General features: G+C 44.0%; 23 protein-coding genes and 1 rRNA gene. All 24 read right to left on the bottom strand.

The window, feature by feature from the left end; translation table 11 throughout:
• Positions 1-323: ribosomal RNA gene (locus tag ACFQV5_RS04110) — 16S ribosomal RNA — on the bottom strand; the annotation flags it as partial.
• A 359-nt stretch (positions 324-682) separates the two neighbouring features.
• Positions 683-2254: a LysM peptidoglycan-binding domain-containing protein gene (locus tag ACFQV5_RS04105; RefSeq protein WP_379243934.1), complete on the bottom strand. Its 1572-nt coding sequence runs from the start codon at positions 2252-2254 to the stop codon at positions 683-685.
• 200 nt (positions 2255-2454) lie between these two features.
• Positions 2455-3324, bottom strand: coding sequence for a prephenate dehydratase (gene pheA, locus ACFQV5_RS04100; protein WP_379243932.1), 870 nt, complete (start codon positions 3322-3324; stop codon positions 2455-2457).
• Complete coding sequence (gene thrB / locus ACFQV5_RS04095; protein ID WP_379243930.1) at positions 3321-4289, bottom strand: homoserine kinase; 969 nt, start codon at positions 4287-4289, stop codon at positions 3321-3323. Before thrB ends, pheA begins: the two co-directional genes overlap by 4 nt.
• The gene (thrC, locus tag ACFQV5_RS04090; protein ID WP_379243928.1) at positions 4286-5359 is read right to left on the bottom strand and encodes a threonine synthase; all 1074 of its coding nucleotides are present in this window, start codon (positions 5357-5359) and stop codon (positions 4286-4288) included. Before thrC ends, thrB begins: the two co-directional genes overlap by 4 nt.
• Before the next feature lie 63 nt (positions 5360-5422).
• On the bottom strand, positions 5423-6709 hold the full coding sequence (locus ACFQV5_RS04085; RefSeq protein WP_379243926.1) for a homoserine dehydrogenase: 1287 nt from the start codon (positions 6707-6709) through the stop codon (positions 5423-5425).
• A 50-nt stretch (positions 6710-6759) separates the two neighbouring features.
• On the bottom strand, positions 6760-7197 hold the full coding sequence (locus tag ACFQV5_RS04080; RefSeq protein WP_379243924.1) for an ACT domain-containing protein: 438 nt from the start codon (positions 7195-7197) through the stop codon (positions 6760-6762).
• 434 nt (positions 7198-7631) lie between these two features.
• Positions 7632-8942, bottom strand: a complete 1311-nt coding sequence (obgE, locus tag ACFQV5_RS04075) for a GTPase ObgE (protein ID WP_379243922.1) — start codon at positions 8940-8942, stop codon at positions 7632-7634.
• Between the two features lie 13 nt (positions 8943-8955).
• A complete protein-coding gene (locus ACFQV5_RS04070; protein ID WP_379243920.1) occupies positions 8956-9696 on the bottom strand; it encodes a Spo0B domain-containing protein in 741 nt (246 codons plus the stop codon).
• 221 nt (positions 9697-9917) lie between these two features.
• Complete coding sequence (rpmA, locus tag ACFQV5_RS04065; RefSeq protein ID WP_379243918.1) at positions 9918-10229, bottom strand: 50S ribosomal protein L27; 312 nt, start codon at positions 10227-10229, stop codon at positions 9918-9920.
• Positions 10230-10234: 5 nt separating this feature from the next.
• A complete protein-coding gene (locus ACFQV5_RS04060; RefSeq protein ID WP_379243916.1) occupies positions 10235-10579 on the bottom strand; it encodes a ribosomal-processing cysteine protease Prp in 345 nt (114 codons plus the stop codon).
• Positions 10580-10592: 13 nt separating this feature from the next.
• The gene (rplU, locus tag ACFQV5_RS04055; protein ID WP_379243914.1) at positions 10593-10904 is read right to left on the bottom strand and encodes a 50S ribosomal protein L21; all 312 of its coding nucleotides are present in this window, start codon (positions 10902-10904) and stop codon (positions 10593-10595) included.
• A gap of 175 nt (positions 10905-11079) precedes the next feature.
• Positions 11080-12306, bottom strand: a complete 1227-nt coding sequence (locus ACFQV5_RS04050) for an Rne/Rng family ribonuclease (RefSeq protein ID WP_379243912.1) — start codon at positions 12304-12306, stop codon at positions 11080-11082.
• A 107-nt stretch (positions 12307-12413) separates the two neighbouring features.
• Positions 12414-13277, bottom strand: a complete 864-nt coding sequence (locus tag ACFQV5_RS04045) for a M50 family metallopeptidase (protein WP_379243910.1) — start codon at positions 13275-13277, stop codon at positions 12414-12416.
• Positions 13270-14151 (bottom strand): peptidoglycan DD-metalloendopeptidase family protein, encoded by an 882-nt coding sequence (locus ACFQV5_RS04040; protein ID WP_379243908.1) that lies wholly within the window; start codon positions 14149-14151, stop codon positions 13270-13272. The genes ACFQV5_RS04045 and ACFQV5_RS04040 overlap by 8 nt, the downstream gene beginning before the upstream one ends.
• A 154-nt stretch (positions 14152-14305) precedes the next feature.
• Positions 14306-15097: a septum site-determining protein MinD gene (minD, locus tag ACFQV5_RS04035; protein WP_379243906.1), complete on the bottom strand. Its 792-nt coding sequence runs from the start codon at positions 15095-15097 to the stop codon at positions 14306-14308.
• Positions 15098-15100: 3 nt separating this feature from the next.
• The gene (minC, locus tag ACFQV5_RS04030; protein WP_379243904.1) at positions 15101-15763 is read right to left on the bottom strand and encodes a septum site-determining protein MinC; all 663 of its coding nucleotides are present in this window, start codon (positions 15761-15763) and stop codon (positions 15101-15103) included.
• An 83-nt stretch (positions 15764-15846) separates the two neighbouring features.
• Positions 15847-16374, bottom strand: a complete 528-nt coding sequence (mreD, locus tag ACFQV5_RS04025) for a rod shape-determining protein MreD (RefSeq protein ID WP_379243902.1) — start codon at positions 16372-16374, stop codon at positions 15847-15849.
• Entirely contained in the window at positions 16371-17198 is an 828-nt protein-coding gene (gene mreC / locus ACFQV5_RS04020; RefSeq protein ID WP_379243966.1) for a rod shape-determining protein MreC, read from the bottom strand. The genes mreD and mreC overlap by 4 nt, the downstream gene beginning before the upstream one ends.
• A 104-nt stretch (positions 17199-17302) precedes the next feature.
• Positions 17303-18337: a rod shape-determining protein gene (locus ACFQV5_RS04015; RefSeq protein ID WP_379243900.1), complete on the bottom strand. Its 1035-nt coding sequence runs from the start codon at positions 18335-18337 to the stop codon at positions 17303-17305.
• Positions 18338-18376: 39 nt separating this feature from the next.
• Positions 18377-19066, bottom strand: coding sequence for a RadC family protein (gene radC / locus ACFQV5_RS04010; RefSeq protein ID WP_379243898.1), 690 nt, complete (start codon positions 19064-19066; stop codon positions 18377-18379).
• A gap of 59 nt (positions 19067-19125) precedes the next feature.
• Positions 19126-19728, bottom strand: a complete 603-nt coding sequence (locus ACFQV5_RS04005) for a Maf family protein (protein ID WP_379243896.1) — start codon at positions 19726-19728, stop codon at positions 19126-19128.
• A 21-nt stretch (positions 19729-19749) separates the two neighbouring features.
• Complete coding sequence (locus ACFQV5_RS04000) at positions 19750-19992, bottom strand: DUF4321 domain-containing protein (RefSeq protein WP_379243894.1); 243 nt, start codon at positions 19990-19992, stop codon at positions 19750-19752.
• A 137-nt stretch (positions 19993-20129) separates the two neighbouring features.
• On the bottom strand, positions 20130-21332 hold the full coding sequence (locus tag ACFQV5_RS03995) for an SPOR domain-containing protein (protein ID WP_379243892.1): 1203 nt from the start codon (positions 21330-21332) through the stop codon (positions 20130-20132).
• Positions 21333-21371 lie beyond the last annotated feature (39 nt).

The following is a 21371-nucleotide window of genomic DNA, read 5'->3' as shown; positions in this document are numbered from 1 at the left end:
GTGTCTCAGTCCCAGTGTGGCCGTTCACCCTCTCAGGTCGGCTACGCATCGTCGCCTTGGTGAGCCATTACCTCACCAACTAGCTAATGCGCCGCAGGCCCATCCTCAAGTGGTAGATCGCTCCACCTTTCATTATCTCACCATGTGGCAAAATAAATTATCCGGTATTAGCTACCGTTTCCGGTAGTTATCCCAGTCTTGAGGGCAGGTTGCCTACGTGTTACTCACCCGTCCGCCGCTAACTCTCNNNCTCCATTAAAGTTTAATGAAAAGAGCGATTTGCTCATTTAGAAAAACTGACGAGAATTAAAATTCTCATTTTTGATCTTACCGAAGTAAGATCGGTTTAACTCACTCGTTGTTCAGTTTTCAAAGATCAGCTTCAGTGTTACCGGCGAATCTCGTTCGCAGCAGCAACTCTTATAATATATCATGTTTAACTTCGTTTTGCAAGAGTTTTTTTAAAGTTTTTTTGAAGACTTTCAACTTTTAAATCTCTCACTCAGTCACTCGATTTATCTTCTCGCGACTGGATTTATAATATACCACGGGATGAAAATTGTAAGCAACCCATAAAATATTCCAATTTCAAAAAAACAAAACTAACAAGACAGGCGTCTCCACCTGCCTTACTGTTAGTTCGTTCACACTGATTTACACTTAACTCTCATTCTCCATCCGACTAGTTCTTAATCCAAGGGTTTTGACGCTTCGGTCTACTACTCTGTTTACGGACCTTCTTAGGCACAGATTTTGCTTTAACCTTTTTTAACTCTTGGCCGCCTGATGCTTTCGCTTCTGCTCTATTCCCTTTGTCTTGTTCTTCCTGATTGTTTAATACTGGTTCATTATTAAACACAGTACCTTCGTTGATAAAATTGACTGACGCAAGATCCTCATTTTGTCGCCCATGACAACCACAATCTTTTTTTGAGTTTTCACCCATACTTCCGTTCCAAGGGTTGTTTGATCCCATACCTTCTAAAGGAAATGCTGAGTTATTCATGGTTTGCGCCATGCCACCTCCCCCATAAGCAGGCCATAGGTATGGTTGCTGAAACCCTCCAAACCACGGAATACATGGATAGTGACAATGTCCCATATAATGCTGATCATGATGTGGATACATTGGGTTGCAATTATGAGCCATCATCATTCCATTATCATAAGGTGTTGGCATCTCATAGCCGCCATGACAACCACAAGGTGATTTGTGAGGCATATTTTCCTTCCCCTCACCTGAATCATAAGACATATAATTTTGCATCCCCATTGTGTAAGGCTGATTCACATTTAATTGAGCATTTTCTAATGTCATCGGTTGTTCTGTAATTCCCGGATACTGTGATGTTTGAGCTCCCCAAGTTGTTTGGGCCTCATAGGGTCCATTCATCATCATATGCTGCTGGGGAACATGCCAATCTTGTGTCGGTTGTTCCATTACGTGCTCCTTGCAGCCACATGAAGATTCAGGATACATATACTGATGAGCGTGAAACTCAGGTTGATAACTCTGAGACATATGATGCTCGGGATACTTTGGATAAGAAGGACAAGGCTCTGGAGCTGGCACAGCATGCATTTCTGGACAAACCATCTTCTCTTCATGCTTCGATTCATAGATTGGTTGTACAGGTGGCAGTTTTGGCATTTCTGGCATAACAACCAATTCTGGCATAATCGTTATTTCCGGTTTTATGTTGATCTCATGATACACTTTGTTTTCCAGTTCGACATTTTCTTCGGGTTTGGCTTCAACCTCCGGAACTTCAGGGGCCTTTGGCATTTCTGGCAAAGATGGTTTTGGAGCTGTCATTTCTTCTTTTGGTCCCGTGTACGTCTTACTCCCAGGAATTGTTTTATCTGGCATCTGTTCAGTTCCACCTGTATGAGGATTATTATCTAGGTTTGTATACGTCCCTGCAGAAGGTATGTTAACGACTTCCCCTACAAGCAATGCGTTGGGATTTTTAAGCTGAGGGTTCGCATCAATGATTTCTTTCAATGAAACGCCCCATGCTTTGGAGAGCTTCCAAAGTGAATCGCCCTGCTTCACGATATGCTTATGGATAATGGGCTTGCTTCCTTCAGGTACCGGCACTGGCTCAATTGGTATTTTTATTTTCATGCCGATGTCTAGTTTATTCGGGTCTACTAATTGCGGATTTGCATCCACGATTTTGGCTAAAGGGACCCCATACTTTTTAGATAGCTCATATAAGGAGTCGCCTTTCTTGACGATGTGTATTTTCACGCCGCTAAAACCTCCTACACTCTTCTAGGCGCTTTGAAGCATTTCGCCCGCATTCGTTACTACATCCTATGCAGAAGATGGGCGATTGACATCCCTATAAACAAAAAAAATCCTTCCATGGGTATGAAAGGATTTTAACTATGTTTAGATTACATGAGCGGTACAAGTATTAGGATCTTCTGATTTTATAGCCGTTCAGTTTATTTCTCATACGCAAAGCAAGGATAAGAACCAAGAATACGAACCTGACATCCCAATGCTTCAATCTCTCCCATTGCTGCTGTTAACAATACAGAATCTGCTGAATCAAGAACATCTATATAGAAGTAATAGTTACCCAGCTTTTTTTTCGTTGGACGAGATTCTATCCGAGACAAGTTCAATCTTCTCCATGCAAATGTAGAAAGCACCTGATGAAGAGCACCAGGAACGTCTTCGGGCAGCGTAACCAAAATACTGGTCTTCACCATTTCAGGTGAGCGCGTCACCTCAATCGGGCTGTTTCCGATTAGTACAAACCTTGTGTAATTGTTATCATGATCCGTGATCTTTTCCGCCAAAATATCTAATTCATGTTTGGACGAGCCCAGCGTTGTTCCAATAGCCGCCCAACCTTTGCCCGGATTCTCCTTGACGATTTTCACGCCTTCAGAAGTACTACCCACAGGTTCTAATTCAGCACCAGGAGCATACTTAGATAGAAACTGCCTACATTGGGCTGTAGCTACCGGGTGGGAGTATACTTTCATAATTCTAGAAAAATCAACACTTCCATCCTCAGCCTGAAACTCCGAAGCGTCACCGATTAAATTTTGAATTGAAGGGTATACCCATTCCACCTGCATCGGCACATCAATCTCGTTTACGAGCCAATCCATATGAAGACTTACCGAGCCTTCAATCGTATTCTCGATTGGAATAACGCTGTAATCGCTTTTCCCTTCTACGGTCGACATGAACACATCAGATATGAGTTTGTGATGAACAAACTCAACAGGTTCCCCCTTGAGTAAATATAAAATAGCTTCGTGAGAAACCGACCCCGAGGGTAGCAGTGCTATACGTTTCATGTTGTTACTTCCCCTCTTATCATATCCATAAATGAAATGCTCTGTAATTCATTCAGCACCTGTACCCCATTAACATCCGGTTGGAGTAATAAACTCGATGCTGTGATCCCTTCCTTTTTCATCGTTTCAATGAGATAGGTTCGTAATGATTCAGTACGTTCATCCCCACGTCTAATCAGTGCGATCAGTGTGGGACCAGCCCCACTTAAAGCAATCCCCAGTGCCCCCCGATTAGGTGCTTCATCAAGGATTTCGGACATACCCGGGACCAAGGCCGCCCGGTACGGCTGATGAATACGATCTCTCATAGCTGCTCCGATCAGATCAAGTTGTCCTGATGCTAAAGCAGCCGTCATCAGGGAAGAGCGACTAATGTTATATACAGCATCGGAAAGAGAGATCTGTTTTGGCAGTGCTTCTCTTGCCTTTGTTGTAGACAAATGAAAATCAGGAATGACCACCAGGGTTTCCATATTAGCGGGTGGTTCAATTCTGACATAATCCGCATGATTACCATCCCAAGCTGCAGCAATGATACCTCCGAATAAGGAGGCTCCCACATTATCGGGATGTTTCTCAAGATTTGTAGCCATATCAAACAACTTGCCATCAGGCAAAGGAGAACCGATCAACGCGTTTGCAGCCGCAAGCGCTCCAACAATCGCTGAAGCACTACTGCCTAATCCACGGGTCAGTGGAATCTCAGAATACATGGAAATATCCAGTTCCGGAACGGAAACACCGGCTTCATCAAAAACCATCTGGGCAACTTGATATATAAGATTGCTTTTATCCTCTGGCACTCCTTTCATTTCATCTCCGAATAAATGAAAGGAGGTACGATCAGCTTGCTTCATTTCAATCCATGCGTAAAGAGATAGTGCCATTCCTAGCGTATCAAATCCGGGACCAAGGTTAGCCGTGCTGGCTGGAACCTTGATTCGGACTTTTTCAGACAAACTCATACGTGCGCCGCTCCTTCAAGCTTAGCGATAGCATCCATAACTGCCGATTCTGTATCAGAAACAACTAACGGCTCAGAATTCACAGTTGTGATAGCGATGTTAGGATCTTTCAGTCCGTGACCTGTTAGAACACACACAACGCTTTCTCCACCTTTGAAGTATCCTTCCCGTTTCATTTTATACACACCGGCAATCGATGCCGCTGAACCAGGCTCAGCAAAAATACCCTCTCGTGAAGCAATAGCACGATATGCTGTAAGAATTTCTTCGTCTGTTACGTAATTGATCTGTCCGCCTGACTCATTAGCTGCCGCAACAGCCGTCTTCCAACTTGCAGGATTGCCGATACGGATCGCTGTTGCAACCGTCTCTGGGTTGGCAATTGGCTCACCTTTGACAATGGCCATAGCACCTTCCGCCTCGAAACCGAGCATTTTGGGAAGTGAAGATGCTTTCCCCGCGGCGTGGTATTCTTTGAATCCTTTCCAGTAAGCCGAGATGTTTCCAGCATTACCTACAGGGATAGCCAGAACATCCGGAGCTTTGCCAAGTTGATCAACCACTTCGAAAGCAGCTGTTTTTTGTCCTTCAATACGATATGGATTTACAGAGTTAACTAATGCAATTGGATGTTTCGCTGTAATTTCCCGTACAATTTCTAATGCTCTGTCAAAATTGCCCTCAATAGCAATGACTTTGGCACCATAGATCATCGCCTGCGCAAGCTTACCAAGTGCTATATTGTTATTCGGAATGATTACGATACAATTTAAGCCACCGCGAGCAGCATATGCAGCAGCTGCAGCCGAGGTGTTCCCGGTAGAAGCACACATAATAGTACGACTACCTTCCTCCATTGCTTTGGCTACAGCCATAACCATACCGCGGTCTTTGAATGAACCTGTTGGATTTAAACCTTCAAATTTAAAATATAGATCAAGTCCCAGATCCTCAGACAAATTCTCAGCACGGATTAAAGGGGTGTTTCCTTCTTTCAACGTTAGCAACGGTGTATTCTCATTAACGGGCAAGTATTCTTTATACGTCTGAATCAAACCTTCATATGGCATCTCTCATGTTCCCCTCTTCTTGTATATAATAATTTAATTAGTCCTAATGTTTTCAGATACTACTTACCCTTCTACACGATATACACTCTTAATACGGCGTATTGCATCCAGACTTTCAAAATGGTTTAGCACTTTATCCATATTAGCTTTGCTAGCATTATGAGTCACGATAATAATTTCCGCATCAGGATTTTGATCATTCGGCTGTTGTACAACAGATTCCAGACTTACATCATACTCAGCAAATACCTGTGTGATTTTTGCAAGGACACCTGCCTTGTCATCTACATGAAGCAAAATAAAGTTTTTATACGAAATTTGATCATCACTCTTTAGCTTTTTCTCCTTGTATGGCACGATAGCCTTCAGACCATTTACTCCAAGCTTCAAGTTTTTGATGACAGCAACCAAATCCGCTACTACAGAAGTTGCCGTTGGCATCTCACCTGCACCTGGTCCATAGAACATTGTCTCGCCAACCGCTTCGCCGTAAACGTAAACCGCATTGAATACTCCATTCACAGCAGCAACTGGATGACTTGTACGCACCATCGTCGGTTGTACACTAATGCTGACTTGCTCTTCTTCACGATCTGCGATACCAAGCAATTTCATTTCGTAACCTAAACGTTTAGCGTAAAGAATATCTTCCTTGGATACTTGGGAAATTCCTTTTACACTTACGTCTTTCAGTTCAACATTTGTACGGAAACCGAGTGTGCCGAGAATAGCCATTTTACGTGCGGCGTCCAATCCTTCAACATCCGATGTTGGATCTGCTTCTGCATATCCGAGCTGCTGAGCTTCAGCCAGAACATCCTCGTAAGAAGCGCCTTCCTGGCTCATTTTGGTTAAGATAAAGTTCGTTGTTCCGTTAACGATGCCCATAATTTTCATGATGCGATCGGATGAAAACCCTTCGATCAGAGTGCGAATAATCGGAATACCGCCCGCTACACTCGCCTCATAAAATACATCACACTGTTTCTCCTGTGCCTTAGCCAAAATCTCCGCACCATGGAGTGCCATCAAATCTTTGTTCGCAGTGACAATATGCTTACCCCGGTCCAACGCTTCCAAAATATAAGTCTTTGTCTGATCAATACCGCCCATTACTTCTACAATAACGTCGATTTCCGGATCACGAATCACATCCCAAGGATCATCCGTCAATTTTCCGTTATCCACCGCTATGCTCCGGTCCTTCTCCATATTCTTCACAGCGATTTTCTCTATAATGATAGGTGATCCCACCTGACTGCACAAATCCTCTTGATGTCCCTCAACGATACGGACAACACCTGTACCTACAGTTCCTAATCCCAACAATCCTACCTTAACTGGCTTCATTTAATCGCTCCTCCTAAACTCCAAGTCATCTCATTATCTATAGTTATACACTAACCTTGACCAATCATCTGGACCCTTCTAACTCCTGTTGCTCGCCTGAGCCCATCAAGCAAATCGTCTAACTCTTCATTCAGCCGCGAAACTTCCACGGAAATAACTACATTCGCAATACCTTGCAGCGGTATACTTTGATGTATCGTTAGTACGTTACCGCCTTCTCCAGCCACTAGACCCAACACTTCAGATAATATACCTGAACGATGCTCCATATCTATGGAGATCGTAACGATCTCATCCCGTTCCAACTGGTTGATCGGATGAATTCCATCTTTGTACTTATAAAAAGCACTGCGGCTCAGACCAACCTGTTCGACAGCTTCATGCACGGTCTTGACATCACCAGACGCAAGCAGCCTTTTCACCTGCATGGTCTTTACCACAGCCTCTGGTAAAATATCCTCACGGACTAGATAATACCGTTCTTTCACAAACGTCCTCTCCTCAAAGACTACTGTTTTCCTATAGTGGACATTATACTGGATAACCTTGTTAAGGGCAATACATAATAGCCTTTTTTTATAAATCGCTATATTAATTGCATGGAATATTGCCTATTTGTACATTTATTGCGCTCGATATAAATAGACCTCCCTTATCATAAGGGAGGTTCCATTCCTACTAAGTAGCAACTGATTTTATGCGTAAAGTACGGCGCTTCTTTAACCTATGATTCCTGCTCAAATGCCTGGAGCGTCCCCACCATTACTCGGATAACGCCAAACAAACATTCCTGGAGGTCCATCGTATTTTATAACCTCAATAATAGCCATATACAGCATTGTATATGATAATCAGAACATTTTGGATTATAAAAATAAAAAAAACCACTTAAACTCAATATTTGAGTTAAGCGGTTTTTTTCTTAGTAATAACTGCTACCTTCAATAAACTCGAATTCGAAATCTCCAATGCGTACAATCGTTCCTTCGGTTGCACCACGACGACGTAATTCTTCATCCACTCCCATATGACGAAGAGTACGGGCAAGTTTCAGAATTGCATCATGTGAGTTCATCTGCATCCGTTTTAGCATACGCTCTATACGTTCACTGTTCACGACATACATCTCATTATCCCGAGTAATCGTAAACGCATTGTCATCCTTCTTATCGAATTTATATACTTTACGTTCTGCGATCTCAGCAACTTCTTCTATAGCAGGTTCATCTGGAATTGCCTCCAAAATAGCTGCCGCACGGTACAGAAGTTCCTGAATACCTTGGCGTGTCAGTGAAGAAATCGGCATAATCTCGAGATCAGGACGCACAGCCTTCACTTGTTCGCGGAATGCTTCCAAATTATCTTCCGAGTCAGGCATGTCCATTTTGTTAGCTGCAACAATCTGAGGTCTTTCAGCCAATACCGGATTATATAACCGGATTTCTTCGTTAATCTTTTGCCAATCCTCGAATGGATCTCTTCCTTCGGAGCCCGACATATCTACAACATGAATGATGACACGTGTCCGTTCCACATGACGTAGAAACTCATGTCCAAGCCCTACTCCTTCATGTGCGCCTTCTATCAGCCCCGGAAGATCTGCCATCACAAAACTTCGACCATCACCAACATCAACTACACCTAAATTAGGAGTAATTGTAGTAAAGTGATAGGCCCCAATTTTCGGTTGTGCTGCTGAAACGACCGACAGCAATGTAGACTTTCCGACACTCGGAAAACCAACAAGCCCGATATCAGCCATTACTTTTAGCTCCATCACTACATAACGCTCTTGGCCTTCTTCACCATTCTCAGCAAGCTCTGGAGCCGGATTGTTCGGTGTAGCAAAACGAATGTTTCCTCGTCCGCCTCGTCCGCCTCGAGCTACAACAACCTGCTGCCCATGCCGGGTCATATCTGCAATGACTTCTCCCGAATCATCATCAATAAGGACTGTGCCGGGAGGAATTCTTACAACCATATTCTCTGCATTAGCCCCGTGCTGGCTTTTATTACGACCTTTCTCCCCACGCTTGGCTTTAAAGTGCCGTTGGTAACGGAAATCCATCAGTGTCCGGAGCCCTTCGTCAACGCGGAAGATTACATCTCCCCCTTTGCCGCCATCTCCACCACCTGGACCACCTTCAGGTACATATTTTTCACGTCGAAACGCAATCAGGCCGTCTCCGCCGTCTCCGCCTTTGACATAAACCTTTGCTTTATCTACAAACATGGATTCACCTTCCTCATATCACATACGGTAAACATAGTCTATACGTCGCATTGTCCGTAAGGATCTGTTCCACCCGAATGCCTTTATCTTGTACTGCAATTTCGATCTGTTGCTTTAAGCTGTCCAAATCACCAAAAGAGCCTTCTCCATCAAATTCAGCAATCAATTCTTGTTCTTGCTCCATAAATGTTAAGGTGAGCAGACGCTCATCTTCCCACGTCGAACTACCACTCAATTGATATGCACCTATCACTTGAATGATGGACTCGGTTAAATTATTTTCAGCTTTCGATGAAAGTTTTCCATCAAGTTGAACATGATCTACAACATCAACTTCCAGTTGTAATCCCATGTTAAACGTACGGTACGCATGTAAATAAAAAACCAGAGCTGGTATGCCAAGCTTCGATATTTTACTATCCAGCAGCATACGCTCTTTTATTCTTTCCACACATTCCACTGATTTATCAAGCTTCCCCAGCTGAATATATCCATATAAAATTTGAAGCTCGTTCATCCAATCGTGACGATGGTGATTCAACGTCTGAATGGCTCTCTGCTCCAAGATCCGCTGATTGTTTTTCTGTTTACGGACTTCTATACGCCATACGTACCAGGCAGTAATGAGCGAGGCGGCTACAGACCAAATTATTAGAATTATTCCGGCTGCAAATGTAGGGTGCCACAACATCCAGGCTACAGGCAACACAGATGATAAACCAAAACCAGCCGATATCCATTTCCAGGAATTCATCGTTTCTCCCCGTTCCCACACCAATTGGTTACGTTCACCAAGTCACAGTATACCACAGTCTTTATCAGGGATTCATCTCTCGCCTGCAGGTTTCATGCATAATTTTTTGACAAAAAGTTGATAATCAACGATTTTCAAAATAGTTAGCTATTTATCAAAAAAAAAGAAGCCCCGGCAAAGTTGCCGGAAACTTCTCGTCTGTAAGCTTTATTAGAAACGAATTACGCTTCTACTGCAGCCGCTACAGGAGCGACATCAACCGGGTAGACGCTCACTTTCTTGCGATCACGACCCCAACGTTCGAATTTCACAACGCCTTCGACTTTCGCAAACAAAGTATCGTCTTTGCCGATGCCCACGTTTGTGCCTGGGTGAATTTTCGTTCCGCGTTGGCGAACCAAGATGCTACCACCAGAAACGACTTGACCGTCTGCACGCTTTACGCCCAAACGCTTGGAGCGGCTGTCACGTCCGTTCTTTGTGGAACCTACACCTTTTTTCGATGCGAATAACTGAAGATCCAATTTCAACATGTTGTCTACCTCCTTCTTTTAGTAGTGTGTTCTTGTATTTGAATATACTCACGGTATGAATCTGCAATTCCTTGTAACATAAGTACCATGGATTCGAGGAGTAACTGCACCTGACCCGACACCGAATCGTCTTTCACCGGCGGAACAATTCCGCTGAGAAATCCGCCCTTCATCTTGGTCTCCATGACGATACCGGTCAAAGCCTCAATAGAGTTCACCGTACCTACCGTAACACTAGAAACTCCAGCACATACGATATCTTGTCCGTGGGCAGCATAACCTGCATGCCCCTTGACTTCAAAACCATGGATTAGGCCGTCTTCCTTGCGAGAGATTTGTACAGTAATCAATTACCGCACCTTCTTACGCTTGGATTTTCTCGATTGTTACTTTTGTGTAAGGTTGACGATGACCTTGCTTCTTGTGGTAGTTTTTCTTCGGCTTGTATTTGTATACAACGACCTTATGGCCTTTACCGTGTTTCTCCACTTTAGCAGTTACGGATGCACCGGAAACAACTGGTGTTCCAGCTACCAAACCGTCCTCTTTGGAAACTGCCAGTACACGGTCGAAAGTCACGCTTTCGCCGTCACCTGCGTTCAGCTTCTCAATAAACAATACGTCGCCCTCTTGAACTTTGTATTGTTTACCACCTGTTTCGATAATAGCGTACATTTGCTTGCACCTCCTCATGTCTCAGACTCGCCTAATTCAGGTGTCCGTTCATTGATTTATGACCGTCCTTGTAAACCCGATCGGAGCGGTTACAGCATGTGCAGCAATTGCTCACTAAACACATACCTGAAGATCTTAACATATATCCTATCAATTCGTCAATAATTTTCTTATTTTATACAATGCCAGATCCGCCACATACTGAACAAATTCTAGAATTAGGAACGATCGAACTTTCTCGTGCTTTCTTGCGTGTCATCTCCAATAATCCAAGCTTCGTCCATCCTACAACAAAGCTCTTGGTCCGGTCTTTACGAATGCCTGCCTCCATAACAGCAATCACTTCTTGACGATGCTCCTCTTGCTCCATATCGATGAAATCCACAATAATAATTCCGCCGATGTCCCGAAGTCGAAGAATCCGGGCTATCTCACGGGCCGCATGGAGATTCGTGCGGGTAACCGTATCCTCAAAATTATCTCCTCCGGTAAATTTCGCCGTATTAACGTCGATAACCGTAAGGGCCTCTGTCTGATCTATAACAATCGTTCCCCCGCCTGGCAAGGATATTTGACGAGAAAAACTCACCTTAAGTTGTTCCTCAACACCATAAGCTTGAAAGATATGATTTTTCCCTTCATATAGTCTTACTTTAGGTTTAATTCCTGAGACCATATCAATCAGATAACTTTCCGCTTCCTTAGCATCAAGTTCTCGATCGATGATCAATTCATCATTCGCCGGATCAAACGCATCACGAATAAATCTCTGGAGAATACCAAGATCGCGGTGAAGAAGAGCGGGTGATGTAGAAACTTCCGCCTTTTCAACGATACGGTTCCACTCCATTCTCAGCATTTCCAAATCTCCAGCGACAAATTCAACAGGTTCATCCTCAGAAACAGTACGCATAATAATACCTTCTTCACCATCTCTAATCTGCTCACCGATCATCTTCAAACGCATTCGTTCAGCTTCACGCTGTATTTTTTTAGAGACGGCTACATAACCGGATTTTGGCATGAACACCATACATCTGCCCGGCAATGAGAAATGTGTGGTGACTCTAGCGCCTTTGCCTCCCCGCGGTTCTTTCATAACCTGAACGATCAACTCTTGTCCAACCTTCAGCAGATCTGTAATGGAGGGTTTGTTCTTAGGTTGTTTCTCCAAATGAGGATGCAGAACATCATCTACGTACAAAAAAGCGTTTTTTCTTAAACCAATATCTACAAAAGCAGCCTGCATACCCTGAAGTACATTGACTACTCTTCCTTTATAAAAACTTCCGACGACACTTTGCTCTCGTCCGCGCTCCGCTGCATATTCAACGAGCCTGCCATCTTCGATGAGGGCCATCTGAATGGTTTCCGGGTCACAATGAACGATCATTTGTTTCATGGCTTCACCTCTTATGGAAGACTAATCTATTATACAAATCTATCATGAGTCAGCACCGACGGAATAATAGCAGTGAATATCTAAGTCTCATTTCCCTTCTACCTCCTTCATGCATACCAAGGTGGTCGATCAGAAGCAAAATAAGAAGCGATGACATGCTGTTCAGGCACGACTGCCATTAAACCTCCTTGGCGATTCATGACATAAATCAAATGATACTTCTCTCTTTTAAATAAACGCATTATATCATCCAAAGGTTTCGAAGAATCTGCAACAATCGGCTGCGCAGTTCCCACTCCATCCTGCTGATGTTCGTGAATTCCGCTTCGGTTCACTATAAATCGTAAAAATCGGTAATGAATATTCCGATAATCTTCAAAATTTGAATAGGCCAAAAAAAGACCGATCATTAATAAGTTAAGGTTTATACCCTCACCTGTAATCAACGGGAATAGTCCGTAACCAATCATTAATAAACTGCATAATACACCTGCACGAGCTGTCCATAACAGTGTTGCATGATAGGGAACAAATAAACTGATGATAGCCTGAAGCACTTTTCCTCCGTCTAAAGGCAGTACTGGAAGTAGATTAAAAAGAGCAATGATTAGATTTCCCTGTATCACATAGGACAAAAAAGGGCCGTCACCCCACCCGGCCGTCTGACATAACAATGCAATTCCGATCATAATAGCATTTTGCAAAGGACCGGCCAGTGCAATAATCATTTCACGAGCAGCATTCATCCGTTTGTCGTCTTCAATAACAGCCACCCCGCCAAAGGGCAGCATTTGAATAGATTTCACTTTAAATCCCATAGCTAAAGCAGCTCCGGCATGTCCGAGCTCGTGAATAAACACAATAACAAAAAGAGTCAGCAACTCAAAAAAGCGTCCAGTGATCACAGAAGCCAGCATGACAATGACAAAGAGTGGATGCAGAGAGAGAACCGTCCCCCGGATATTAATCAAATGAGATCACATCCGTGGGATCAACAATTCGCTCTCCATCTTTTAACATAAAGTAGAGGGCTGGCTGCTCAAGTGGAAGAGTGCCTACAACATCCCCGCCCTCAACCCAATCATTCACCTTCAAAGTTGTCGTTGAAAGACCGCTATATACAGCCTTTCTAGCTCCTGTATGCTGAACTAATATCACAATCTTGGAGTCAGCCTGCTTCTTAACTTCTAGCACTCTGCCCGCTTCTATGCTTTTAACCTCGTGCAAAGAGAGTGAATCCCCTTTAGGAGCAATCATTACCCCTTTGAAGTCAACAGCAAAAGACTGAACCAGCTCACCTTGAATTGGAGGTACTAGGGATGCTAAAGCATTTACCTTTGTTGTATTCTGATCACTCTGTTCAAAAATCGGAATAAATGAGGGTGTCTCACCAAAATGTTCTTCGTACCATATTTGAGCGGCTTGAAAATCCATTTCTCGACTCAATCCTTCCAGAATATACCCTTGTGCCCTCATGGCCCATGGTTCGTGAATCGAAAATAAACCCCAAATTGCTCCAAACAGCAAAACACTAGCCGTGAGACGCCGCAGTATACTAGTTACAAACGAAGTTTTTCGCGGTGGTATCTCAGGCTCTGTTATGTTATCGTACCATCCACGGTGACCTTGCTTCCACATTTTCTCGGGATCTCGCTCATCTTCAGTGCTGCTCAGACTAGGGTACTGAGATACACTCTGCCTGATCACATTAGATTTATGTACTGCCGCGGGAACCGGAAGCAAACGCATATCATTCGAATCATCTTTGCTTTCAGGTGAATACTCATTCAATAGCTCACGGATCCGTGCCTCTCTCCGATGTTTAACAGAAGATTTTATATCCACATAACTCTCCCCCTTGGGGCTTGTTTTACTCTATCTTATGAGGACAGGAAAGATGTTTAGAACAAGCCCTCACAAACGGATATCTTCGGATGGAAGTAAACAAAAAAGCCGACGCTTCATCAGCATCGGCTCATCTTAAGAAAATATGATATTATTACATTCCGAAAAATTTCTTAAAGCGAGTGAACATACCTTTCTTCTGATGAATCTGCATCAGAGGAACCGTGTCTCCTAATATGCGGCGTGCAATATTGCGATATGCTATCGCTGCAGGAGAATCTGGGTTCATTACAGTCGGTTCTCCAAGATTCGCTGCTTTGATAACCATCTCATCATCCGGTACGATTCCAATGAGATCTATATTCAGCACTTGCAGTACATCTTCAATTTCAAGCATGTCTCCTGATTTAACCATGTTCGGTCGAATCCGATTAACTACAAGCTTTGGAGATTCCACATGAGAGCTTTCCAGTAGCCCGATAATACGGTCCGCATCACGCACAGCAGCATTTTCAGGAGTGGTTACGACAATAGCCTTATCCGCCCCGGCAATGGCATTTCTAAAGCCTTGCTCAATTCCTGCCGGACAATCGATAATAATGTATTCATATTCCTTCTTTAATTCCAGAACAATATCCTTCATCTGTTCAGGTGTAATGGCATGCTTGTCCTTCGTTTGGGCTGCAGGCAGCATATAAAGCTCATCAAAACGTTTATCTTTGATCAGAGCTTGATTGAGACGGCAGCGCCCTTCTGCGACGTCGCACAGGTCATAAATAATACGGTTTTCCAAACCCATGACCACGTCGAGATTACGAAGACCGATATCGGTGTCCACCAAACACACTTTTTTGCCCAGCAGTGCCAGAGCCGTGCCGATGTTCGCCGAGGTAGTCGTTTTCCCGACACCGCCTTTACCTGATGTTATGACGATTGCCTCTCCCATATTCTACACCCCTTTAAACACATTAAAATCCCGGCCCAATCGGACGATGTTGCTGATCTTGTCGATCTGCATACTTCCATTTTGTAAATACGCAAACTCCATGACCGTTTCTCGTGTTTCCCATTCATCCGGTGGTCTACTAATCATATCTGAAATACGAAGCTGAGTAGGAGCTAAATAGGAGGCCGCAATGATTGCATCCTCATTCCCGTCAACACCTGCGTGCGCTGTTCCACGTAGTGCACCCAGTATGTATATATCTCCAGTCGCTATAATCGTTCCCCCAGGATTCACATCACCCAAGAAGAGTAAATCTCCTGAGTGATGAAGAACCTGTCCCGAACGTACCATTCCCGTCTTCACCACCGGCCCTGTCACCGGCTCATCCTCCGGCTCAAGCGGTGGAGATTCCACCGAACGAATCAGCAAGTTTCCCTTCTGCTTCAGTATGTCAAGAATAGACTGCTTCTGTTCTTCTGAGATCTGTCTAGACCCCATCTTCACATCCACATGGATTATAGGCCCGGTCAGAATATTTTGGTGACTATGCTCAAGTTTATAGCGAAGCTCACTAAGCAGCTCTTCTAGTTCACATTGATCGTCGAGCAGGAATACCAGGCCATCTTTGATGCCCTTAATCGTTACATGATTGGATTTTACAGCCATAAGCCTGTCCCTCCCATCTTCATACATTTCGCGCTCGAACCTTCAAGTTCCTGCTAGCCTCTGTAAAATGTCGTTTTGACAGGTCAAGAAGCCTTGTTTCTCTTCGGATCTTTGGCAAGTAGCTCAAACTGCTTCCGAAGAGGTACATAAATAATCAAGGCAAAAGCAAAATGAATCAGAAGGTTGGGAAGCATGTAATTCAGTAGGGCCCAATTGTAAGAATCGGGATTAATCCCGAATAATTTATAGATCCCAAACAGCATGCTATCCAGCAGTAAACTGCCCAATATAACCACCGTCATCATAACCGGCAATGGTGCGCGCGGCGTCTTAAATATAAGTCCCATGACATAAGCCGATACCCCCATTGCAAATGAGAAAGTACCGATCATTTCCCCATAATAGACCACGTCATGCAGCATCCCAAAGACAAGACCAAGTATTAGCCCTGCATGACGATGGTAATACATAGTCACAAAAAGAATCCCAACAAACATAAAATTAGGTGAGATTTTATCCTGCCAAGAGCTCGGAGTTAACCAGAAACCGACGGTTCCCTGAAGAATAAATACGAGAAACAACAGCAGTATCAGTACCTGTTTACGCCTCATCCCTTCGGCTCCTCAGGTGCGAATACCACGAGAAGTGTCTTCCAATCCTGAAAGTTTGCCGCAGGTATAATGGTCGCTGTTCGTGTTAGCCCAAATTCTCCGACCTCCACTTTATCAACCGTACCGATAATCATTCCGCGCGGAATAACTCCTCCATTACCAGAAGAAACGATCAGGTCTCCTTCTTTAATGGGATCATCCTCTGGAATACGCGTCATTTTCAGCATTTTTGTCTTCTTATCGTAGCTTTCAATAATCCCGAATGTATCCTTATCCGAAACCGTGGCTGCGATCTGCTGACGCTTCGCGTCTTGTGGATCAAGTGTCGTTAGAAGCTTCACGGTAGAAGTGAAGTTACCAACATGGCTAATGACACCGACCATGCCATCAACCGAGGTAACGGACATGTTTAATCGAACGCCGTCTTTGGCTCCAAGATCAATAACCAGCGTATGATTATTCGGATCCTGGTTGACACTTAACACATTGGCCGGTCGGTAATCATAATTATATTTCTGTTTTTGAGTTTCTGTGAATTTCAGCAAATTCATATAGTTGATGTTATCGTTCTTAATCATATTGTATTCAGCACTCTCACGTGCATACTGCGCAACAGCTTTCTTCAGACGCTCGTTCTCTTCATACACATCTTTCAACTCGCGTACATCTTCAAAGAAGCCCGCTATGTAAGAAGCGGGCTTGTAGAATACACCTTGTACAAAACCTACCGTATCCCTAACAAACTTCTCGGGCCAAGTTAATCCTACTCTCGAGCCAAACGTGAAGCCCATGAGTATAATAAACATTACCAGCCCGATCAGCATAATAAACAAACGTTTGTTTCCTAGCAGCTTAAACAGTTTTCAACACCCTCTAACGTTACTGTTTTCTCTCCCACATACCAGGGGTTGACAAGCACCTGTTCAACCTACCGTTTGGAACGAACAGAAGAACCGTTGCGGGATTTAAACAAATGAATATTATCGAGCGCTCTACCTGTACCGATTGCTACACAATCAAGTGGATTTTCTGCCACAATAACAGGCATACCGGTCTCTTCAGCAAGCAGTTTGTCCAGATTACGAAGCAATGCTCCGCCTCCAGTCAACACAATACCGCGATCCATGATGTCAGCAGCTAATTCAGGAGGACATTTCTCCAGTGTTACTTTCACGGCATCCACGATTGCATTAATGGTATCAGCCAACGCTTCACTAATCTCGTCAGAAGTAATCGTGATGGTCTTAGGCAATCCTGTAACCAAGTCACGACCACGAATCTCCATCGTTTCTACCGTTTCAAGCGGCATTGCTGAGCCGACTTCCATCTTAAGTTGCTCGGAAGTACGCTCCCCGATCATCAAGTTATACTGACGTTTAATGTAAGAAATAATGGAATCATCCATTTCATCACCGGCTACACGTACCGAACGGCTAGTAACGATACCACCAAGTGAAATGACAGCAACTTCAGTTGTACCTCCACCGATATCAACGACCATGCTGCCTGTCGGCTCCCATACTGGAAGATCCGCACCAATTGCTGCAGCAAATGGCTCTTCAATCGTATAAGCTTCGCGAGCACCAGCTTGCTTCGTAGCATCTTCCACAGCGCGCTGTTCAACAGCAGTAATACCTGAAGGTACACACACCATTACGTTTGGATGGCGCGGAAATATGGACCGTTGTTTCTGTGCTTGACGCAAAAAATATTTAATCATTGTTGCTGTCGTATCAAAGTCAGCAATAACGCCGTCTTTCATTGGACGAATCGCACGAATATTACCAGGTGTACGACCAATCATTTTTTTAGCGGACTCACCAACCGCTTCAATTGTTTTGGTATCAGTACGCAGAGCTACCACTGAAGGCTCTCTAACGACAATTCCTTTTCCACGGACATAGACGAGTGTATTAGCCGTCCCCAAATCAATTCCTAAATCTTTCGTGAAACCACCTAACATGCTGTAATCTCCCTTTCCTTCTCAATCTGAACTATTATATTACATCAGGCCCCGTTCTTTCAAACTTACAAACGATCCATCTCCAATTATCAAATGGTCCAAAACCTCAATTCCAATTATATTCCCAGCCTCTACCAAACGGGAGGTCAGTGATATATCTTCGGGACTTGGTGTAGGATCGCCGCTTGGATGGTTGTGTGCACAAACCAAAGATGCACTGCTGCATTTAATTGCGGCTCTAAACACCTCGCGGGGATGAACTATGGAGGCGTTAAGGCTTCCCATGGATAGCGTTTCTTGGGCTATGACGTGATTTTTCGTATTTAAAAAAAGACAAACAAAATGTTCCTTCTGGAGATAGCGCAGCTGTTCGCTTAGCAATTCCGCGGCATCACGAGGGCTTCGTATAATTACCGGCTCCATATGTCTTGAGTTGACAAGACGTCTTCCAAGCTCAATTCCCGCTTTCAACTGTATTGCTTTGGCGGGTCCAATTCCTTTAATTTGCGTTAATTCTTCAATACTGAGATCTACAAGTTGACGTATGCTCCCTACCTGTTTCAAGATCCGCTGTGCCACATGAATAGCAGATTCCTGCCGGGTTCCTGTCCGGAGCAATATCGCAAGCAGTTCAGCATGACTCAAGGCGCTCGCCCCATATGACATCATGCGCTCTCTTGGTCGTTCTTCATGGGGGATGTCGCGCAGCAAAAATGCGGGCGACTCCATATAATCCCCTCTTTTCCTGTATCTAAATCATAAATACGCGGATTCAATCGATAACCAAATTATAATATGGGCATTCCCATCTCTGTTAGCATATCACTAAGTAACGATAACGGCAGCCCTACGACATTAAAGTAGTCGCCCTCAATGCTCTCAACAATCGTAGCACCAAGACCCTGAATGGCATAAGCGCCGGCTTTGCCGTCAGGTTCACCGCTTCGCACATAGGACATGATCTGATCATCGCTTAATGTCTTCATGTTTACCGTCGTTGCACGGTGACGAACAACACGTTGTCCCGTTACAGCATTGATGCAAGCTACACCAGAATATACTTTGTGGGTACGACCTTGGAGTAAAGAAAGCATTCTTACAGCATCTTCATCATCCGCCGGCTTGCCTAGTATTTCGTCATCAAGAACGACAATTGTGTCACTTCCTACAATAATCGAATTTTCACCTGAATACGACAGACTTCGATATACTGTATCCGCCTTACGCAGTGCAAGGGTCTCCACAATCATACTCGGTTCCCATCCAGCAGGAGTATCTTCATTAGCATCACTCGGCATAACTTCAAACGGTATTCGTAATGTTGCAATTAATTCTTGACGCCGCGGAGAAGTAGATGCCAGGATAATATGCCCTAATGCCTTCTCTTTCACGAGGGAATGTCTCCTTTGTTGTTAGAGCCTACGATACAGCCAAACCGCAGTTATTATACCGATCAGGCCAAGCAGGCAAAGTTTGAATTCAATGTTAATGTCATAATGTATGATGTCCAAATTAGCTTCGGGCGACCACTCCAACATTTTTGAAGTTGTCAGAAAAGAAAGGGCTTTGACAGGTAACAACAATTTTGCAATCCATGTACCGGTTAGCCACCCTAGCAGTATAAACAAGATAAGTACTCCTGCGTTTTTCTTCATTCGTCCTCTTCCCTCGCCATATTTTGACACCCTAATTATTATACGGTGAATCGGTAAGCAATACAAACAGAAATCCGGAAGGGGGAACTATTACCAGTTCACCTGCCGGATTTCTGCGGTCTATTGCGCCTTTAAGACTATAAGCTTTCCACAAGCTTCCTTTGTCCCATTATATAGTTCATCATTCCTGCTTGAATTTCCCACAAGTGACCCTTGGATTGATTTTTATTGTATTCTGTCAGAGCCGTAATGGCTCCATTCATTTCTTTTTCCATTGCTGTCAGACCTGCCCCGGTCTCCAGATTCAAATCTTGAGAAATTAACTTCACAGCCTCTGTCCATTGGAGATGAAGCCCGGTTATCGTCTTCATGCTCTCCGCATCCACCGATCCAGGATTCTCGATTCCTAGTAGAGAAGCGGATAACGAGCTCAATTCAGCTGTCAGTTCCCCACTTACTTCAAAGAAAATATCCAAAGCTGCAGCTTCTCCTGCAAATACAGCAGATTGAGCACCTGGGAGAGTAATTTCCCGGACATAGAGCTCCATCCCTTCGTTTTTCAGCTGACTGCTAAGCAGCTTTGCTTGCTCCCGATCAGGTGATACCCCGGCATACACTCGATTTTCTGGAGAGGATTCCCCAAATGCAGCAATTCCGGATTTAGACAGTTCATCCTTAGCCTGCTCTACCCTTTCTGCTGAACTGAACACACCGTACTGCAGCAAATAAAAAGTTTGTTCTGGAATTGCAACCGTTACAGCCGCAGGAACTGCCTCATCCCCAATAATCTTCTCTTCATTGGTCACTAAATGATTGGAAGGATCGGAATCTGTACCTTGAATGGCCCCTGAGATGCTAGGAGCTTTACTTGAGCCTCCATCATTAAACATTGATAAAACGACCGTACCAAATAGCAATCCGGTGACAATAGCCCCAGTAATTGATCCTGCTACTTTCCATATAGAGTTCGGTTTTCTCGATCGATAATAGCCATAATCATTCGTAACATGCGTAGTCTCTACTTCAGAGTGGTAAGGAGCATAAGCATCCGTCTCATAATAATCCGATTCATGAGAACTCAAGTACTCATCGTCATAAACCTCTAATCGCTGCTCATCTGCAAACCTAGCGCTAGCACGCGACTTATTCATTCGATTATCATCATATTGGATGAAGTTATGTTGATCCATAATTTCAATAGGAGCTGTAACGATCTGCACTTCTTCATGTTCATATTGTTCAAAATCGTCTCTTCTAGTTCTCTGGATCCCTTGGGACTGCACTGCTTGCTCTCTAGAATCCTCACGATCAAACCTTATCGTCATACGCGCTTTATTCATTCAAAAAGCCCCCCACTTGTCTCCTCATCTATAAATACC

Origin of the sequence: Paenibacillus sp. GCM10028914, assembly GCF_042666275.1 — a bacterium.
In the GTDB taxonomy this organism is placed as follows: domain Bacteria; phylum Bacillota; class Bacilli; order Paenibacillales; family Paenibacillaceae; genus Paenibacillus_AQ.
The sequence above is the reverse complement of the archived record's forward strand: the minus strand, read 5'-3'. Positions and strand labels throughout refer to the sequence as shown.

Coding starts and splice junctions, on each gene's coding strand:
- ACFQV5_RS04085 (WP_379243926.1), bottom strand. CDS start 6,709: ATGAAGCCAGTTAAGGTAGGATTGTTGGGATTAGGAACTGTAGGTACA.
- ACFQV5_RS04015 (WP_379243900.1), bottom strand. CDS start 18,337: ATGTTAGGTGGTTTCACGAAAGATTTAGGAATTGATTTGGGGACGGCT.
- minC (WP_379243904.1), bottom strand. CDS start 15,763: ATGGCTGTAAAATCCAATCATGTAACGATTAAGGGCATCAAAGATGGC.
- mreC (WP_379243966.1), bottom strand. CDS start 17,198: ATGCTGATCGGGCTGGTAATGTTTATTATACTCATGGGCTTCACGTTT.
- minD (WP_379243906.1), bottom strand. CDS start 15,097: ATGGGAGAGGCAATCGTCATAACATCAGGTAAAGGCGGTGTCGGGAAA.
- rpmA (WP_379243918.1), bottom strand. CDS start 10,229: ATGTTGAAATTGGATCTTCAGTTATTCGCATCGAAAAAAGGTGTAGGT.
- thrB (WP_379243930.1), bottom strand. CDS start 4,289: ATGAGTTTGTCTGAAAAAGTCCGAATCAAGGTTCCAGCCAGCACGGCT.
- thrC (WP_379243928.1), bottom strand. CDS start 5,359: ATGCCATATGAAGGTTTGATTCAGACGTATAAAGAATACTTGCCCGTT.
- radC (WP_379243898.1), bottom strand. CDS start 19,066: ATGGAGTCGCCCGCATTTTTGCTGCGCGACATCCCCCATGAAGAACGA.
- ACFQV5_RS03995 (WP_379243892.1), bottom strand. CDS start 21,332: ATGAATAAAGCGCGTATGACGATAAGGTTTGATCGTGAGGATTCTAGA.
- pheA (WP_379243932.1), bottom strand. CDS start 3,324: ATGAAACGTATAGCACTGCTACCCTCGGGGTCGGTTTCTCACGAAGCT.
- ACFQV5_RS04000 (WP_379243894.1), bottom strand. CDS start 19,992: ATGAAGAAAAACGCAGGAGTACTTATCTTGTTTATACTGCTAGGGTGG.
- rplU (WP_379243914.1), bottom strand. CDS start 10,904: ATGTACGCTATTATCGAAACAGGTGGTAAACAATACAAAGTTCAAGAG.
- obgE (WP_379243922.1), bottom strand. CDS start 8,942: ATGTTTGTAGATAAAGCAAAGGTTTATGTCAAAGGCGGAGACGGCGGA.
- ACFQV5_RS04070 (WP_379243920.1), bottom strand. CDS start 9,696: ATGAATTCCTGGAAATGGATATCGGCTGGTTTTGGTTTATCATCTGTG.
- ACFQV5_RS04050 (WP_379243912.1), bottom strand. CDS start 12,306: ATGAAACAAATGATCGTTCATTGTGACCCGGAAACCATTCAGATGGCC.
- mreD (WP_379243902.1), bottom strand. CDS start 16,374: ATGAGGCGTAAACAGGTACTGATACTGCTGTTGTTTCTCGTATTTATT.